Source organism: Kitasatospora setae KM-6054 (assembly GCF_000269985.1).
Taxonomy (GTDB): Bacteria; Actinomycetota; Actinomycetes; order Streptomycetales; family Streptomycetaceae; genus Kitasatospora; species Kitasatospora setae.
The window spans coordinates 647,731-664,788 of record NC_016109.1; the positions used below are offsets into that span (position 1 = coordinate 647,731).

The 17,058-nt window shown below is 75.3% G+C and carries 15 protein-coding genes and 1 pseudogene; 11 read left to right on the plus strand and 5 right to left on the minus strand.

Annotated elements, in window-relative coordinates:
* Window positions 1-115: 115 nt before the first annotated feature.
* From KSE_RS02770 to KSE_RS02780, 3 genes are all read right to left on the minus strand, one after another.
* Window positions 116-2,317 (minus strand): catalase, encoded by a 2,202-nt coding sequence (locus tag KSE_RS02770; protein ID WP_014133742.1) that lies wholly within the window; start codon window positions 2,315-2,317, stop codon window positions 116-118.
* Between the two features lie 185 nt (window positions 2,318-2,502).
* Window positions 2,503-3,465, minus strand: coding sequence for an LLM class F420-dependent oxidoreductase (locus KSE_RS02775; RefSeq protein ID WP_014133743.1), 963 nt, complete (start codon window positions 3,463-3,465; stop codon window positions 2,503-2,505).
* Between the two features lie 106 nt (window positions 3,466-3,571).
* Window positions 3,572-5,038, minus strand: coding sequence for an aminotransferase class I/II-fold pyridoxal phosphate-dependent enzyme (locus tag KSE_RS02780; RefSeq protein WP_014133744.1), 1,467 nt, complete (start codon window positions 5,036-5,038; stop codon window positions 3,572-3,574).
* Window positions 5,039-5,226: 188 nt separating this feature from the next.
* Here KSE_RS02780 and KSE_RS02785 point away from each other — a divergent pair, with 188 nt between their 5' ends.
* From KSE_RS02785 to KSE_RS02800, 4 genes are all read left to right on the plus strand, one after another.
* Window positions 5,227-6,192 carry an ABC transporter ATP-binding protein gene (locus tag KSE_RS02785; protein WP_014133745.1) on the plus strand — a complete coding sequence of 322 codons (966 nt, stop codon included), beginning with the start codon at window positions 5,227-5,229 and terminating at the stop codon, window positions 6,190-6,192.
* The gene (locus tag KSE_RS02790; protein ID WP_014133746.1) at window positions 6,189-7,037 is read left to right on the plus strand and encodes an ABC-2 transporter permease; all 849 of its coding nucleotides are present in this window, start codon (window positions 6,189-6,191) and stop codon (window positions 7,035-7,037) included. Before KSE_RS02785 ends, KSE_RS02790 begins: the two co-directional genes overlap by 4 nt.
* A gap of 64 nt (window positions 7,038-7,101) precedes the next feature.
* Window positions 7,102-8,517, plus strand: a complete 1,416-nt coding sequence (locus KSE_RS02795; RefSeq protein ID WP_014133747.1) for a sensor histidine kinase — start codon at window positions 7,102-7,104, stop codon at window positions 8,515-8,517.
* Window positions 8,514-9,188, plus strand: coding sequence for a response regulator (locus KSE_RS02800; protein ID WP_014133748.1), 675 nt, complete (start codon window positions 8,514-8,516; stop codon window positions 9,186-9,188). Before KSE_RS02795 ends, KSE_RS02800 begins: the two co-directional genes overlap by 4 nt.
* A 9-nt stretch (window positions 9,189-9,197) precedes the next feature.
* Here the strand turns inward: KSE_RS02800 and KSE_RS02805 are convergent, their stop codons facing one another.
* Together KSE_RS02805 and KSE_RS02810 are read right to left on the minus strand one after the other, a co-directional pair.
* Complete coding sequence (locus tag KSE_RS02805) at window positions 9,198-10,601, minus strand: sensor histidine kinase (protein ID WP_014133749.1); 1,404 nt, start codon at window positions 10,599-10,601, stop codon at window positions 9,198-9,200.
* Entirely contained in the window at window positions 10,594-11,271 is a 678-nt protein-coding gene (locus KSE_RS02810; RefSeq protein ID WP_014133750.1) for a response regulator transcription factor, read from the minus strand. The genes KSE_RS02805 and KSE_RS02810 overlap by 8 nt, the downstream gene beginning before the upstream one ends.
* A gap of 136 nt (window positions 11,272-11,407) precedes the next feature.
* On the opposite strand from KSE_RS02810, the gene KSE_RS02815 reads away from it, so the two are divergent.
* The 7 genes and pseudogenes from KSE_RS02815 to KSE_RS46295 form a co-directional block, all read left to right on the plus strand.
* On the plus strand, window positions 11,408-11,935 hold the full coding sequence (locus KSE_RS02815) for a hypothetical protein (RefSeq protein ID WP_033259960.1): 528 nt from the start codon (window positions 11,408-11,410) through the stop codon (window positions 11,933-11,935).
* 126 nt (window positions 11,936-12,061) lie between these two features.
* Window positions 12,062-12,853: a COG4705 family protein gene (locus KSE_RS02820; RefSeq protein ID WP_014133752.1), complete on the plus strand. Its 792-nt coding sequence runs from the start codon at window positions 12,062-12,064 to the stop codon at window positions 12,851-12,853.
* 103 nt (window positions 12,854-12,956) lie between these two features.
* Entirely contained in the window at window positions 12,957-13,601 is a 645-nt protein-coding gene (locus KSE_RS02825; protein WP_014133753.1) for a DedA family protein, read from the plus strand.
* Entirely contained in the window at window positions 13,598-14,281 is a 684-nt protein-coding gene (locus tag KSE_RS02830; protein ID WP_014133754.1) for a phosphatase PAP2 family protein, read from the plus strand. Before KSE_RS02825 ends, KSE_RS02830 begins: the two co-directional genes overlap by 4 nt.
* An 843-nt stretch (window positions 14,282-15,124) precedes the next feature.
* Window positions 15,125-15,673, plus strand: a complete 549-nt coding sequence (locus tag KSE_RS02835) for a hypothetical protein (RefSeq protein ID WP_014133755.1) — start codon at window positions 15,125-15,127, stop codon at window positions 15,671-15,673.
* Between the two features lie 177 nt (window positions 15,674-15,850).
* On the plus strand, window positions 15,851-16,402 hold the full coding sequence (locus tag KSE_RS02840; RefSeq protein ID WP_014133756.1) for a hypothetical protein: 552 nt from the start codon (window positions 15,851-15,853) through the stop codon (window positions 16,400-16,402).
* A 341-nt stretch (window positions 16,403-16,743) separates the two neighbouring features.
* Window positions 16,744-17,008, plus strand: a pseudogene (locus tag KSE_RS46295) (transposase); the annotation flags it as partial.
* Between the last annotated feature and the right edge of the window lie 50 nt (window positions 17,009-17,058).

Sequence of the window (17,058 nt, forward strand, 5' to 3'; positions counted from 1 at the left end):
GATTTGTCTCCTTCGTACGGCTTCACATCGGTACGTCCGCCGTGTGCCCCGTGATCGCCGACCCATGCCCCCTGCGGTACGAAAATCCTTCCGTCACACCGGGAATGTCGGCGGGTCAGGCCGCGGGCGGCGGGAAGCGGTCCCAGACCCGGTGCCCGGCGAGCAGGTCCGCGACCTCGCGCAGGACCTGGACGGGGTCGGTGCCGAGGACGACGCCGGGGCCGTCCGCGGGGAGGCCGGCCGCGGCGAGGGCGTCGCGGGCGTCGCCCCAGCCGCCGATTGCCTTGGCGTGCCGCCAGGTCTCGCCGAGCAGCAGGGCCAGCCGCGGGTCGAGGAGGGTGCGCGGTCCGGCGGCGCGGGCGTCGCGGGCGGGGGCCGCGTCGGCGGCGGGGGCGGGGGCGCCGGCCAGCAGGACGGCGTCGAACTCGACGGAGCGGGCGGTGGCGAAGCTGCGCTGCACCTCCGCCGGGTCCCCGCCGGAGGGGGCGACCACCAGCGGCACCAGGTCGGCGGCCAGGGCCGCGCTGCGGACGTCGTCGAGCACGCCGGGGTCGGTGCCGGGTCCGACGAGGATGCCGATGGTCCGTCCGGCGACCGGCCACTCCCGGCCGAGCTGGGAGAGCGCGGGGCTGGGCCGGGCGGGCGGCTCGGCGGCCTCGGGCTCCGGGGCGGGCAGGCCGAGGGCGGCGGCGACCTCGGCGCACAGCCGGTCGTCGATCCGGGCGAGCACGCGCAGGTTGCGTTCGCGGACGGCGGGCTCGGTGCACTTGCCCAGCTCGAAGCCGTAGGCGGCGATGATGTGCTCCTGCTCGACCGGCGTCATGCTGGCCCAGAACGTCCGGGGCTGGCTGAAGTGGTCGTCGAACGAGGCCGGCAGCTCCCGGACCTTGTGCGCCGCCGGGACGGGCTGCGGGTGCTCGATGAAGGCGTGCGGGTCGGCGCCGGCGAAGAACGGGCAGCCGCCGTCGAGCGAGTTGGGCTTGTAGGGGGCGGTGCCGGTGTGCACGGCGTCCTGGTGGAAGCCGTCGCGCAGCATGTCGTTGACCGGCGCGTGGGTGCGGTTGATCGGGATCTGGGCGAAGTTGGGGCCGCCGAGCCGGGTGATCTGGGTGTCGAGGTAGGAGAACAGCCGGCCGGCCAGCAGCGGGTCGTCGGTGACGTCGATGCCGGGCACCAGGTGGCCGGGGTGGAAGGCGACCTGCTCGACCTCGGCGAAGAAGTTCGTCGGGTTGGCGTGCAGGGTCATCAGACCGAGCGGCTGCACGGGGGCCAGTTCCTCGGGCACGAACTTGGTGGGGTCGAGCAGGTCGATGCCCTCGAAGGTCTGCTCCGGGGTGTCGGGCATGACCTGGACGCCGAGCTCCCACTGCGGGTACGCGCCGGCCTCGATGGCGTCGTACAGGTCGCGGCGGTGGAAGTCGGGGTCCGCGCCGCCGATCAGCTGGGCCTCGTCCCAGGTCAGCGAGTGGACGCCGAGCTTCGGCTTCCAGTGCCACTTGACCAGGCAGGTGGCGCCCTCGGCGTCGACCAGGCGGAAGGTGTGGACGCCGAAGCCCTCCATCGTCCGGTAGGAGCGCGGGATGCCCCGGTCGGACATGTTCCAGAGGGTGTGGTGGGTGGCCTCGGTGTGCAGCGAGACGAAGTCCCAGAAGGTGTCGTGGGCGGACTGCGCCTGCGGGATCTCCCGGTCGGGGTGCGGCTTGGCGGCGTGCACCACGTCCGGGAACTTGATCGCGTCCTGGACGAAGAACACCGGGATGTTGTTGCCGACCAGGTCGAAGACGCCCTCGTCGGTGTAGAACTTGGTCGCGAAGCCGCGGGTGTCGCGCACCGTGTCGGCGGAGCCGCGCGAGCCCAGCACGGTGGAGAACCGGACGAACACCGGGGTCCTGGCCCCGGCGGCGAGGAAGCCGGCCTTGCTGAGCCCGGCGCCCGCGCCGTAGCTCTCGAACACGCCGTGCGCGGCGGCGCCGCGGGCGTGCACCACGCGCTCGGGGATCCGCTCGTGGTCGAAGTGGGTGATCTTCTCCCGCAGGTGGTGGTCCTGGAGCAGGACGGGGCCGCGCGGCCCCGCCTTGAGCGAGTGGTCGGAGTCCGGGAGCCGGGTGCCCTGCGCGTTGGTCAGGTACGCGCCGGCCTGGGCGCGGGCCGGGCCGCTGTCGTCCTGCGGGCCGCGGCCGGTGGCCGAGCGGGGCTCGGGGGCGGCCTGGTCGGGCTTGGGCGGCAGCGGCGGGCGCGGCTCGACCGGCTCCTCCACGGTGGGCTCGCCGGCACTCGGCGTGCCGGGCAGGTCGGGGCGGGTGTCGTCGGCAGTCATCGGTGTCCCTCCGAATCTGGGCACAGTGGTGCGTTACCGACACGGCTAACCGGCCGGGCCGGACAGAAACGGATAAATCGCCCTTGTCTCTTCTCTGTCGCTTCCCTCGCCCCGTATCCCCGGGCACCTCGGGCGGGCGCGACGCGACCGGACGACCGAGGAGGGTGGCGGCGCCGGCTGCCGGGTCAGGCGGCGCGCAGAGCGGGCAGCAGTTCGTGCTCGGCCCAGTCGAGGAACGCGGGCTGGCTGTCGCCGCCGACCTGGATCAGCGCGAGTTCGTCGAACCCGGCCTCGGCGTAGGGCCGTACGGCGGCGAGGAAGTCCTGGACCCGGTCGCCGCACGGGACGGACGCGGCCACGTCCTCGGGCCGGACGTAGCGGCTGGCCGCCGCAAAGCCCGCCGGGCCGGGGAGGTCGGCGTTGACCTTCCAGCCGCCGCCGAACCAGCGGAACTGGGCGTGCGCGCGGGCCACGGCGGCGTCCCGGTCGCGGTCGAAGCAGACCGGTGCCTGGCCGACGGCGGGTTTCCCGGCGCCGCCGGCCTCGGCGAAGGCGGTGAGCAGGCCGCGTTCGGGCTGGACGGCGATCACCAGGTCGGCGAGCCGCCCGGCGGTGGCGCAGGAGGCCGGCCCGGAGACGGCGACGCCGATCGGGGGCGGCTGCTCCGGCAGGTCCCACAGCTTGGCGCCGTCGACCCGGAAGTGCCGTCCGTGATGTGTCACGTACCTGCCGGCGAACAGCGCCCGGATGATCTCCACGGCCTCGGCCAGCATCTCCTGCCGCACCGCGACGGGCGGCCAACCCCGGCCCACCACGTGCTCGTTGAGGTTCTCCCCGCTGCCCAGCCCGAGCCGGAACCGGCCCTGCGCGAGCAGCTGCACGGTGGCGGCCTTCTGCGCGACCACCGCCGGGTGGTAGCGGACGGTCGGGCAGGTCACGTACGTCATCAGCGGCAGCGCGTCGGTGGCCTGGGCGACCGCGCCGAGCACCGCCCAGGCGTAGGGGGCGTGGCCCTGCTCGTCCAGCCAGGGGAAGTAGTGGTCGGAGATCACCGCGAAGTCGAACCCGGCCCGTTCGGCGCGCACCGCGTCGGCGACCAGGTCGCGCGGGCCGCGCTGCTCCGTCATCAGGGTGTATCCGATGCGCATGGGGGCTCCTCTCGTCCCGGTCCACGCGGTCGGCGCCTGCGGCGCGAACGCCTTGACCGGGGTGTCGGTCCGACGGGGTCGGCGAAGCGGCGGCGCGCGGCGGCGCTCACGGCTCGCGGGCGACCTTGACGGTCGCCAGGTCGGGGTCGGCGCTGTCGGGGACGAGCATGCCCGCGTCCAGTCCGGTGCGCAGGTAGTCCAGGACGGCGTGGTTCAGGCGTTCGCCGGGGAGGACGGCGGGGATGCCGGGCGGGTACGGGGTGAGCATCTCGGCGGCGATCCGGCCGACGGCCCGGGCCGGCGGCACCTGCTCGGTGGGGCCGAAGAACGCGTCGCGCGGCAGGGCCGCCTGCGGCAGCCGCAGCTCGGCGGGGTCGGGGACGCGCACCCGGGCGGCCGGGCGGAGGGTGTCGGCGGCGGCGGCGAGTCCGCGCAGGCCGTGCAGCAGGGCGTCGGCGGTGGCGGGGTCGTCGGCGTGGGTGAGCTGGGCGCTGATCCGGCGGTGGTCGCAGACGTGCAGGGTGAGTCGGTGGTGCGAGCGCAGCCAGTCGCCGGCCCGGTAGCCGGTGGTGCCGAGGCCGGAGACGTCGACGACGACCTGGAGCGGGTCGAGGTCGGCGGCGAGCCGGGGCCCGCAGAAGTCGTCCCGGCCGTGGACGCGCAGGCCGTCGAGGGCCCCGATCCGTTCGCGGGTGTCGGCGGCGAGGGCCAGCGCGGCCCCGTACAGGTCGCGGCCGTGCTGGACCATCTGGCGGCGCCAGCCGTCGAGCGCGGCGTACACCAGGACGGAGGGGCTGGTGGTGCCGAGCAGGTCCTCGCGCTGCTTGAGGGCGTCGGGGGCGACCAGGTCACCGCGCAGGTGGAAGACCGAGCCCTGTTCGAGGCCGGAGCCCATCTTGTGGACGGAGGTGACGCACACGTCCGCCCCGGCGTCCATCGCCCACTGCGGCAGGTCCGGGTGGAAGGGCAGGTGGGCGCCCCAGGCCTCGTCCACGATCAGGGGCTTCCCGGCAGCGTGGCAGACCTCGGCGATGCCCGCCAGGTCGGCGCAGGTGCCGTACGGGGTGGGCGAGGTGACCAGGGCGCCCCTGGCCTCGGGGTGGCGTTCCAGCGCGACCCGGAACGCCTCGGCGCGCGGCGGGTGGGCCAGGTGCAGGTCGGCGTCCCAGCAGGGGTCGACCCAGATCGGGCTGATCCCGGCCAGGATCAGCCCGGCCACCACGGACTTGTGGGCGTCCCGGCCGACCAGCAGTTCCTCGTGCGGGCCGGCGACGGCGAGCATCGCGGCCTTGACCGACAGGGAGCTGCCGCAGGTGGAGAAGAAGGTGTGCTCGGCACCGACCGCTTCGGCCATCAGCGCCTGGGCGTGCGGCAGGACGCCGTGCGAGCCGGTGCGGTCGTCGAGCCCGCCGGTGGCCAGCACGTCGGAGCGGAACACCTCCGCCCCGAGGACGGCCAGCACCCGCGGGTCCGCGCCGCGCCCCTGCTTGTGGCCGGGCGGGGTGAACACGGTCGGCGGGTTGGCGTGGAAGGCCGCGAGGGCCTCTAGCACCGGCGCTTGTGACTGGTCCATGCGGGCGCGTCTGCCCTCGGCTCCCGGGCCGAAACGGCCGGCGCCGGGGCCCGGAGGGGGTGGTACCGCGGTACCACCGGGCGCCGGATGATCGTCCCGGGGTGCCGCCGTCCGGCGGCGGGTGGCGCCTAGCGTTGCCGGTGAGGCGGCCGGGGCGGTCCCGGCCGGGAGCGGCAGGGAGCGGGCCGATGATCGAGGCGCAGCAGTTGACGAAGCGTTACGGCGAGAAGACCGCCGTCGACGGGCTGGACTTCACGGTCAGGCCGGGCAGCGTGACCGGGTTCCTCGGCCCGAACGGCGCCGGGAAGTCCACCACGATGCGGATGATCGTCGGGCTGGACGCGCCGACCGGCGGTTCGGTGCGGGTGAACGGACGCAGCTACGCCGAGCACGCGGCGCCGCTGCAGGAGGTCGGGGCACTGCTGGAGGCGAAGTCGATCCACCCGGGGCGTTCGGCGTTCAACCACCTGATGGCGCTGGCGCACACCCACGGCATCCCGCGGTCCCGGGTCGAGGAGGTGATCGGCCTGACCGGCCTGGAGTCGGTGGCGCGGAAGCGGGCCGGGGCGTTCTCGCTGGGCATGGGGCAGCGGCTGGGCATCGCGGCGGCGCTGCTGGGCGACCCGGCGACGGTGATGCTGGACGAGCCGGTGAACGGCCTCGATCCGGAGGGCGTGCTGTGGATCCGCAACCTGCTGACCGGGCTGGCGGCCGAGGGGCGGACGGTGTTCGTCTCCTCGCACCTGATGAGCGAGGTCGCGCTGGTCGCCGACCACCTGGTGGTGGTCGGCCGGGGCCGGCTGCTGGCCGACACCACGGTGGCGGAGCTGGTCCGGCAGGCGGGCGGCGACCGGGTGACGGTGGCCTCGGCCGACCCGGCGCGGCTGCGCGGGCTGCTGACCGGTCCGGGCGTGGAGGTCACCGGCCTGGCCGGCGCGGAGGAGCTGGAGGTGACCGGCCTGACGGCCCGCCACATCGGCACCGTCGCGGCCGAACACGGCATCGCGCTCTACGAGTTGGCGACCCGCACGGTCTCCCTGGAGCAGGCGTTCATGGACCTGACCCGGGACGCCGTGGAGTACCACGGCTCCACCACCACCCCCGCCACCACCACCGTCACCAGCCCCGCCGAGGCTTCGAGGAGCGCCGCGTGAGCACCACCACCGCCACCGAACCGGCCGCCACCGCCGCCGCCCGCCCCGCCCGCCCGCCGTACCGGGTCACCGCCGTCCGGGTGCTGCGCTCGGAGTGGGCGAAGGCGTGGTCGCTGCGCTCGACCTGGATCACCCTCGGCCTCGGGCTGCTCTTCCTGATCGCGTTCGGCCTGATCGCGGCGTTCCAGTTCAAGTCCCGGCTGACCTCCGGCCGGCACCTGGACCGGGACTTCGCCGACGCGAACGCGCTGACCCTCTCGCTGTTCGGCACCAACTTCGCGCAGCTGGCGCTCGGCGTGCTGGGCGTGCTGATCGCCGCGGGCGAGTACTCGACCGGCATGATCCGCTCCACGCTGGCCGCGGTGCCGCGCCGGCTGCCGGTGCTGTGGGCGAAGGCCCTGGTGTACGGGGTGGTGGCGCTGGTCCTGGCCACGGCGGGCGTGTTCGTGGCGTTCCTGTGCGGCAGCGGGATCCTGTCCGGCACCCGGGCGGCGCTGACCCTCGCGGACGCCGGGGTGGTGCGCGGCCTGTTCGGCGCCGGGCTGTACCTGGGCCTGGTCGGGGTGATCGGGGTGGCGCTGGGCGTGCTGCTGCGCTCGATCGCGGGCGGCATCTCGGTACTGGTCGCCTCGCTGATGCTGGTGCCCGGCCTGGTCTCGCTGCTGCCCGACTCGTGGCACAGCCACATCAGCCCGTACCTGCCGAGCAACGCGGGCGAGGCGATGTTCGCCCTGCACCACGACAGCACGACCCTCTCCCCCGGCGCCGGCCTGGCCGTCTTCGCGCTGTGGACGGTGGCGGCCCTCGCGGGCGCGGCCGTCCGGCTGCGGCGGCAGGACGCCTGACACACTGGCGTGCGTCGCGCGGAACCGCGGCGCACGCCGTCCGACCTCCCCCTGGGACCCGCCCATGCCCGACCCGGCCCCCCGCTCCGCCGGACCCGCCGCCGCGCCTTTCGCCGCCGCCCCCTTCCCCGCCCTCCCGGGCCATCCGCTGCTGGACCGGCTGGCCCGGAGCGGCCAGCGCCTGCGCGGCTGGGCGGCCCGGCACCCGTGGCTGCTGGACGGCGCCGTGGTGGCGGTGTCCTTCCTGGCGTTCTGCGTGCCCGACCTGGTGCACGACGGCGACGGCGACGGCCCGCGCGGGCGCCGGATCGTCTTCACCCACCTGCCGCCGGCCGCCGTGCTGGCGTTCCAGGCGGCGCTGCTGCTGCCGCTGCTGTGGCGCCGCCGCCGGCCGGCGGCGGCGTTCGCGGCGGTGACGGCGGTGTTCCTGGCGCAGTGGTCGCTGGGCGCGGCCCTGCGGGCGGACGCGGCGCTGCTGCTGGCGCTGTACGCGCTGGCCCTGCACGGGCGGCTGCGCGACCTCGCCTGGGCCTGCGCGGTGACCGCGCTGGGCATCGGCCTGGTCGCGGTCCGGCTGTCCGCGGCGGTGTCGGTCTGGGACGTGCTGTTCTTCCTGGCCGCCGCGGTGACCGCCGCCGTCGCGCTGGGCATCGCGGTGCGGGTGCGCCGCGCCCAGCTGGCCGGCCTGCGCGAACGGGCCGCCCGGCTGGAGGTCGAGCGCGACCAGCGCAGCCGGCTGGCGGCGGCCGGCGAACGCGCCCGGGTGGCGCGCGAGATGCACGACATCGTCGGCCACAACCTGTCGGTGATCATCACGCTGGCGGACGGCGGCGCGTACGCGGCCCGCTCCGCCCCGGAGCGCGGGCAGGAGGCGCTGGCCCTGATCGGCGACGCGGGCCGGCAGGCGCTCGGCGAGCTGCGCCGGATGCTGGGCGTGCTGCGCGAGCACGGCGACGGCCCCGGGCTGGCCCCGCAGCCGGGCGTCGCCGACCTGGCCGAGCTGTGCGGACGGATCCGGGCGGCCGGCCCGGAGGTCGTCCACCGCACCGAGGGCGACCTGGCGGCGCTGGACCGGGGCGTGCAGCTGGTGGTCTACCGGATCGTCCAGGAGGCGCTGACCAACACCCTCAAGCACGCGGGCCCGCGCACCCGCTGCCGGGTCTCCGTCTCGCTGGCCGGCCCCCGGCTCCTGGTCCGGATCGACGACGACGGCCCGCCCGCCACCGGGCCCGCGCCCGTCCCGGCGCCCGGCTCACCTCCCGACACGCCGCCGGACGAGGGCCAGGGCCTGACCGGCATGCGGGAGCGGGCCGCGCTGTACGGTGGCACCGTCTCGGCGGGCCCGGCCCCGGGCGGCGGCTGGTCGGTCCGCGCCGACCTGAACGTCACCCCGGCCACCCCCGCGCCGCACCCGCCGGCGCCGCACGCCCCGTACGCCCCCGCCCCGTACGCCCTCGATCCGGCCGGAGGCCAGCCGTGACCAGCGTCCTGATCGTGGACGACCAGCCGCTGCAGCGCTTCGGCTTCCGGATGCTGCTGGAGAGCCAGCCCGACACCTCGGTCGCCGGGGAGGCCGGGCACGGCGCGGAGGCGGTCCGGCTGGCGGCCGAGCTGCGGCCGGACGTGGTGCTGATGGACATCCGGATGCCCGGCATGGACGGCATCGAGGCGACCCGGCTGATCGTCGCCACCGGCGGCCGCTCGCGCGTCCTGGTGCTGACCACCTTCGACCTCGACGAGTACGCGCACGCCGCGCTGCGCGCCGGGGCCAGCGGCTTCCTGCTCAAGGACGCCCACCCCGAGGAGCTGCTGGCCGGTGTCCGCGCGGTGGCCGGCGGCGACGCCGTGGTGGCGCCCGCGATCACCCGCCGGCTGCTCGACGCGTACGCCCACCACCTGCCGGCCCGGCCGCCCGGGCCGGTCGACGACGATCCCCGGCTGGCCGCCCTGACCGGGCGCGAGCGCGAGATCCTGCTGGCCGTCGCCCGGGGCTGGACCAACGGCGAGATCGCCGCCCGCCTGGTGCTGTCCGAGTCCACCGTGAAGACCCACGTCGGCCGGGTGCTCGCCAAGATCGGCGCCCGCGACCGCGTCCAGGCCGTCATCCTCGCCTACGACCTGGGCCTGACCCGCCCCAACCCGCCCGCTTAGCGAGGGAGTTCAGGATCCGGCGGCCGGCAGGACGGTGCGGAAGACCGTGCCGGGGCCGTCGGCGACGACCAGGGTGCCGCCGTACAGGGTGGCGATGTCGCGGGCGATCGGGAGGCCGAGGCCGGTGCCGCCGTGGTCGCGGCTGCGGGCGTCGTCGAGACGGGTGAAGCGTTCGAAGACCTTCTCGCGGTCGGCGGGGGCGATGGCGGGGCCGTCGTTGGCGACGTCCAGCCGGACGGTGCCGGTGGCGGGGTCGGCGGCGACCTCGACGGTGATCCGGGTGCGGGCGTGCCGCTGGGCGTTGTCGAGCAGGTTGGTGAGCAGTCGGCCGAGCCGCAGGCGGTCGCCGAGCACCAGGGCGCCGTCCTGGGCCCGGAGTTCGACCCGGGGGCGGTCGGCGACGGCGGTGCGGGCGAGTTCGGCCAGGTCGAGGGTCTCGCGGGGGCCGTCGTGGCCGGCCGCGTCGAGTCGGGCGAGCAGCAGCAGGTCGGCGGCGAGCGACTGCAGCCGGTCGGTGTCCTGGAGCGCGCCGTCGACCATCTGGGCGCGGACGGCCGGGTCGGGGTGGGTGTGCGCGACCTCCAGCTGGGTGCGCAGCACGGCGAGCGGGCTGCGCAGTTCGTGGGAGGCGTCGGCGATGAAGCGGCGCTGGCGGACGCCGGCGGCTTCGAGCCGGTCGAGCATGGCGTTCATGGTGTGGGCGAGCCGGGCGATCTCGTCGCGGCTGCCGGGTTCGGGGACCCGCCGGTCGAGGTCGCGGTCGCCGATCCCGGCGACCTCGGAGCGGATCGCCTCGACGGGCCGCAGCGCGCGTCCGGTGGCCCGCCAGGTGACGGCGCCGACGGTGGCGACCAGGACGGCGCTGAGCGCGGCGAGCGCGGCGGTGGTGAGGTCCTCGGCGGTGTCGGCGGTGTGCAGCGAGGCGCCGACCCGGATGGTGACCGGTCCGGTGGGGGTGTCGGCGGTGACGGTGGTGACCCGCTGGTGGTGTTCGTCGCCGAGCAGGCCGAGGTCGTAGGTGGCGTGGCCGTCCCGGGTGCCGGTGGGGGTGAGGGCGGGGCGGCCGGCCAGGTTCTGGCTGGCGGCGACGACCCGGCCGGTGGCGTCGGTGACCTGGATGAAGTCGGTGCCGTGGCCGAGCGGCAGCTGTCCGGGCAGGTGTCCGTCGCCGGCCAGTCCGGCGACCGCGAGGGCCTGTTCGCGGGCGCCGTCCTGGACGGTGCGCTCCAGGTTGACGCGGAGCAGCAGCAGGACGGCGGCGGAGGCGACCAGCAGCACGGCGGCGACGGCGGCGCAGGCCGCGATGGTGGTGCGGGCCCGGACCGAGCGGGGGACGAACCGGGCCTTGCGGACGCGCAGCCGGGCCCTGGGCGCACCGGGCCGGGCCCCGGGCGCGGCGGGGTGCTCAGCCACCGTCGGGCTCCAGCCGGTAGCCCGCGCCGCGCACGGTCTGCAGGGCGCTGCGCCCGAACGGGGTGTCGATCTTGCGGCGCAGCGCGCTGATGTGCACCTCGACGGTGTTGGGGTCGCTGTCGGCGGCGGCGTCCCAGACCTGTTCGAGGATCTCCCGCTTGGAGACGGCCTCGCCGGCCCGCCGGGCCAGGTGGTCGAGGACGGCGAACTCGCGCGGGGTGAGCGCGATCGGCCGGCCCGCCCGGCTGCAGGTGCGGGCGGCGGAGTCGACCACCAGGTCGCCGAGGACGGCGCGGCGCGGGGCGCGGGAGCCGATCCGGCGGGCGAGCGCCTTCAGCCGGGCGACCAGGACGACGAACGAGAACGGCTTGGAGAGGTAGTCGTCGGCTCCGGTGTCCAGCGCCTCGGCCTCGTCCCACTCGCCGTCCTTGGCGGTCAGCATCAGGATCCCGGCGTCGCTGCCGGCCGCCCGGAGCCGGGCGCAGACCCGGTAGCCGTTGAGGCCGGGCAGCATGATGTCGAGGATGACCACGTCGTACGAGTGGTCGGTGGCCCGGGCCAGCCCGGACAGCCCGTCGTGCACGGTGTCGACCGTGAAGCCCTCGGCCTCCAGTCCGTGCTTGATCGCCAGGGCGAGCCGCTGTTCGTCCTCCACCACCAGTACGCGCATGCCCCCAGGGTGGCAGGTCGGTGCGGCGACCGGCCGCCGGCGTCTTCAGCTACCCTTCAGCGCGCCCACGCCATGCTGGGCGGAACACCGTCCGGGCCGTGCGCCCGGACTCGGAGGGGAACGGGGAGTGGGAACCGTGGACGAGCGGGAGCCGGAGCGGTCGGGACGGGCGATACCGCCGTGGCTGCGCGGACGGGCGGCGCGCTGGGGCGGCGGAGTGGTGGTCGCGGCGCTGCTGGTCGGCGGCGGGGCGGCCGCGCTCGCCGAGCACGACGGCCACGGCGGGCACGGCGGGCACGCCGGCCGGGCCGACGCCCGCGACGAGGAGCACGGCGGCCGGACGCACGGCCGGGGCGGCCGCGACGGCCGTTCCGAGGAGCACGACCGGCACACCCGGCAGAACGGCGGGAACGCCAAGCAGGGCAAGAGCGGCGGGCGCACCCGCACCGCCCCGGCGCCGCTGCCCGCGCTGGACGCCGCCGAGGCGCTGGCGAAGGCCGCGGCGACCGTGCCGAACGGGCGGGTCGAATCGCTGGAGACGGCCACCGCGACCGACGGCGGCCGGGCCTGGCGGGCCGTGGTGATCGGCCCGGACGGCGTGCGGCACCTGGTCACGCTCGACGGCACGACCGGCACGCCGACCGGCAACACCGTCCTCGACTGACGCCTCCGGGCTTCCTGCGGCTCCCCCTTCCCCACCGGCCCGACCGCCGCACCACGTCGGGCCGGCCCCCGCCATGCCCTCCGCCGCTCCTCCCTCCCCTCCCCTCCCCGTTCCGGAAGGACCGCCATGAGCAGCACCGCCGTCGGCACACCCCCCGTCCCCCGCCGTCGCCGCGCCGCCGGCACCGGCGTCGCGAGCAAGGTGCCGGAGGTGACCGCCGTGTTCTGGGCGGTGAAGGTGCTGACCACCGGCATGGGCGAGACGACGTCCGACTTCCTGGCGCACACCCTGGGCCCGGTCCCGGCGGTGGGCGGGGCGGCGGTGCTGCTGGCGGCGGCGCTGTTCGCACAGGCCCGGGCGGGGCGGTACCGGCCGGCGGTGTACTGGGCGGCGGTGGTGATGGTGAGCGTGTTCGGCACGATGGCGGCGGACGTGGCGCACGTGGCCGCGGGTGTCCCGTACGCGGTGTCGGCGGGGGTGTTCGCGCTGGTGCTGGCGGGGGTGTTCGCGCTGTGGCGGCGCACCGAGGGCACGCTGGCGGTGGAGGCGGTCACGGGCGGGCGGCGCGAGGTCTTCTACTGGTCGGCGGTGCTGGCGACGTTCGCGCTGGGCACGGCGGTGGGCGACCTGACGGCGGCGACCCTGGGCTGGGGCTACCTGCCGTCGGGGCTGCTGTTCGCGGGCCTGATCGCCGTCCCGGCGCTGGGGCACCGGCTGCTGCGGCTGCCGCAGGTCCTGGCGTTCTGGTGGGCGTACGTGCTGACCCGGCCGCTGGGGGCGTGCTTCGCGGACTGGGCGGGGGTGAGCCGGGCCCGCGGCGGGCTGGCGCTGGGGACGGGGCCGGTGAGCCTGGTGCTGGCGGTGCTGATCGCGGGCGCGGTGCTGTGGCTGGTCCGGGTGGAGCGGCGGTCGGCCTGAAGTTCCCTTCAGGTCTTCAGGAACCGTTCAGCGCCGCTGGGCCATGCTGGGTGGTGAGGGTGCCGCCCGGCGCGGTGCCCCGGTCCGGAAAGGCGCTCCGCCGATGCTCTCCTCCACTCTGCTGGCGGTGAACCCGCTGGACGCGGGGTCGCTGCTGGCCTCGTTCGGCGCTCTGGGCATCGCGGTGGTGATGTTCGCGGAGACCGGTCTGCTGGTCGGGTTCTTCCTGCCGGGCGACTCGCTGCTGTTCACGGCGGGCCTGCTGTGCACCACGGGCGCGCACAGCGGTCCGCACCTGAACCTGGGCCAGGTGCTGGCCGCCGCCGTGGTGGGCGCGCTGGCGGGGGCGCAGGTCGGCTACCTGATCGGGAAGCGCGGCGGCCCGGCGCTGCTGGCCCGCTCCCGCAGCAGGCACCTGCACGAGGGCGCGGTGCGGGCCGAGGGGATCCTGAACCGGTACGGGCACGCGAAGGCGGTGGTCCTGGCGCGCTTCGTCCCGGTGGTGCGGACGGTGCTGAACCCGCTGGCGGGCGCGCTGGGGGTGGACGTCCGGACGTTCACGGTGTGGCAGGTCGCGGGCGGCCTGGTGTGGACGGTGGGGCTGGTGCTGGCCGGGTACGCGCTGGGGTCGTCGATCCCGAACGTCGACCACTACCTGCTGCCGATCGTGGCGCTGGTGGTCGTGGTGTCGCTGCTGCCGCTGGGCCTGGAACTGCTGCGCTCGCGCCGCCGGACCGGGGCCGAGTGAGCACCACCCTGCCGCGTCGCCCCGCCGTACTGGCTTCGGCCTGCGGCGGGGCCTTCGCGCTGCTCGCCGCGGCGGTGGCCGTGCACGGGTGGGCGCCGTTCGGCTTCGAGGCGGCGGCGGTCCGCTGGGGGGCGGCGCACCGCCCGGGCTGGGCCCGGTCGACGGCGCTGGCCGTGACCGCGCTGGGCACCGACGTCTTCCCGTACCTGCTGGCCCTGGCGGCCGGCGCGCTGTCGGTCCGGGCCCGCCGGCCGGGGACGGCCCGGCGGGTGGCCGTGGTGCTGCTGGCCCCGCTGGTCTGGCTGCTGGCGGGACAACTGCTCCGGCAGGGACTGATGCGGGCCTTCGCCCGGCCCCGGCCCCCGGTCGGCTACTGGGCGTTCGAGGCCAACGGCCTGTCCTTCCCGTCCGGCCACGCCTTCACCGCGGCACTGTCCGCGGGCCTGCTGGCCGTGGCGGTGGCCCTGGCCCGGCCGACCGCGACCCGGACGGCAGCGGCGGTCGCGGCCCTGTTCACCGCCGTGATCGGCTTCACCCGGGTCTTCCTCGGCGTGCACTGGCCACTGGACGTCCTCGGCGGCTGGCTGCTGGCGGCCACCTGGCTGGCCCTCGGGCTCTGCCTGCTGCCACGCCTCCCCTCCGGCACCGCCGCCCCCACCGAACCCGCCACCCCGGCCTGAGCCGGCCTGAGCCGACCTGAGCCGACCTGAGCCGACCTGAGCCGACCGCGGCGGGTTCGGCCGGCCGGGGCGTGGCAGCCATCTTGGCGGCCGAGTCGGCGATGGATTCGTCCGAGCGGTTCGGCGTCGCCCGGAACCCGATTCGGTCGGCAATCGGTGTTCTTCGGGACGGCGGCCCGGTCCACACCGTCCCGAGCCGGGGCACCTACGCAGGGCCTCCCGAAGACGAGTAGGCCCCGCCCTGCCGGAGTTCACCAGCGGGACGGGGCCGAGGGACGAGACGGTGATGCCGAAACTGATCTGCCCCGGGTTTCGTGGAGTCCGTGATCGTGTGTTCAGGCGGACTGCAGTACGGCTTCCCGGGTTCGCACATAGATCATGTCCGCGGCCCACAGCCGGGCGGGGCCCCGCCGTCGCCTCCTTGACAGCTCATCAGATTTGACATGTTGGTGCTTGCGGGCAGTGCCCGGTGGGGGAGGGCGTCCGCGAGAATCGATCGACTCCGGACGACATGCCGATCCCGCCGGGACCGGTGCGACCTGGGGCCTTCGTGCACCACGGGCCTCAGCGGCCGGTCCCGGGCGGACCTGCCGGCGCACAGGGCCGCCACGGCCCCGGCCTCTCAACCTGACCCAACCCGTCTGGGGCAACACCACCCCGGGCCCCACTCCCGCTCGAGGATCCGCGCGTCGCGCGCCGCGCCGGCACCAAGGCTGCGTTCGCGTTTTCAGCTCCGGGGCATGCTCGCGCCCCCACCCGCTCCCTCCGCCCGCACCACCGCAGCCCCTGTCCGCTGCCCCGGAACCGGTGCAGCGCCATCATCCGAGGAAGAAGGAAGCAACCGTGCGCAAGAACCTCCTGGCCCTGTTGCCCGCCGCCGCCCTGGCCCTCGCCACCGCGGCTGCTCCCAGTGCCTACGGCGCCTCCACCCGCGCGCTGACGACCGTGTCCGTGGTGTGCACCGGCAGCGACACCACGAACTACAACCCCGGCCTGCGGACCTTCTCGCAGACCGTGGACACCTACGGCACCGACACGGGAAGCGGCTGCACCGGCGTCGGCCGGATCACCGGCCTGACGTCGTTCTCCGCCTCCTTCTCCGGTACCTACACCGCCTCCTGCATTTCGCCGATCCAGTCCGGTTCCGGTACCGAGACCCTCACCTGGAACGACGGCAGCACCTCCGTGTGGGCATGGCACTCCACCGTCGCCACCAACAGCGCCGGCCAACTCGTCGGAACCTACGACGGCACGATCACCACCGGCCGCTACGCGGGCGCCAACCTCAACAACACCGACGTCGAACCCAACACCAACGTCACGGCCTGCTTCTCCTCGCCCGGGCTCACCCAGACCACCGGCACCGCCACCTGGACCTTCACCGAGCTCTGACCCCCCGCCACGCCGCTGCCCCGTAGCCGGACCGCCCGCAGCCCCAGCACCGTGCGCCCTTTCGATCAGACAGGAACGTATGCGTGGTGGAGGCCGGCAGACCCGGCCTCCACTTCGACACACACCCTTGACCGACGGGGACGGTCCCCGGCGTGTCCACCCGTGAAAGGAACCACCGTGAAGCATCTGCGCGCCCTCGCGACGGCCGTCTCCGCGACCCTGCTCGGCCTCGCCGTGCCGCTGCTCGCCCCCGCCGCGGCCCGGGCCTCACAGACGGCCGGAGTGGACATCACCTGCCTCGGCTCGACGCACGCCACCTACGACCCGCCCATCACCAACACCGAGCAGGACACCACCGCCCACCGCACCACCAACTTCAGCTGCACCTCGCTGCTCACCGCGGTGAGCAGCGGTTACCTGGACCGCACCGTCGTGCAGACCCTGAGCTGTCTCCTCGCGGTGACCCCTCCGACCAGCACGATGACGGAGACGTACAGCTGGAACACCGGTCAGAGCAGCACCGCCACCTACGTCAGCAGCACCGCGGTGCACGCGGCCGACGGCACGACCACGGTCACCGCCGTGGGCGCGATCACCTCCGGCCTCGGCCTGGGCAGCACGGTCACCAAGACCGTCGTCATTCCCCAGCTGAACCCGACCGCCTGCGCCACGACCGGTCTCTCCGAGGTCAACGGAACCGCCAGCCTGGCCATCCTCCCCGCTGACTAGCCGTTGCCCTACCGACCTTGGCGATCGTGAGTTCCAATCCGCCGACTCGGCGGGGCATCGCAGTGGGGTCTCCCGCACAGCTCGTGGGTGTCGAATCCAACCGTCCGGTAGCCCCGTCACCGACGGCATCCGGCACCTCCGCCGAAGAGGCGACACGACACCCCGCCTCTCCCATCAAGGCGCCGACACTACGCCTGAACAGCGGGAACGCACCCATCGCCATCGGAAGGACAACGGCTTCATGACGGATCATTTCCAAATGAGTTCGACTCAGGGGCCTGGCAGTCGAGGTGGCGGGACCACAGAGTGCTGCACGTGTCGGGTGATCTTGTGCCTGACGACCTGCGGGAGCGGGTGGCTCCGCTGCTTCCGCCTGGCGGCGCCCGCACGAGGTCCTGCTCGCCGAGCCGAGGGCGGCGGGCCTGCCGGAGACGGACGACGCGGCGGTCGACGGCTCGCACGTCAGGGCCCTCAAAGGAGGCGCACACCGGACCTCCGCCGGTCGACCGGGGCAGGCCGGGCAGCAAGCAGCATCTGATCGTCGACCGCCACGGCACCCCGCTCGCCGTCGCGCTGACCGGCGGGAACCGGCACGACGTCACCCGGTGCGTCGGCGCACCGGCGGGCCGGCTGCTGCGGTTGCGGGCGGTCCACGG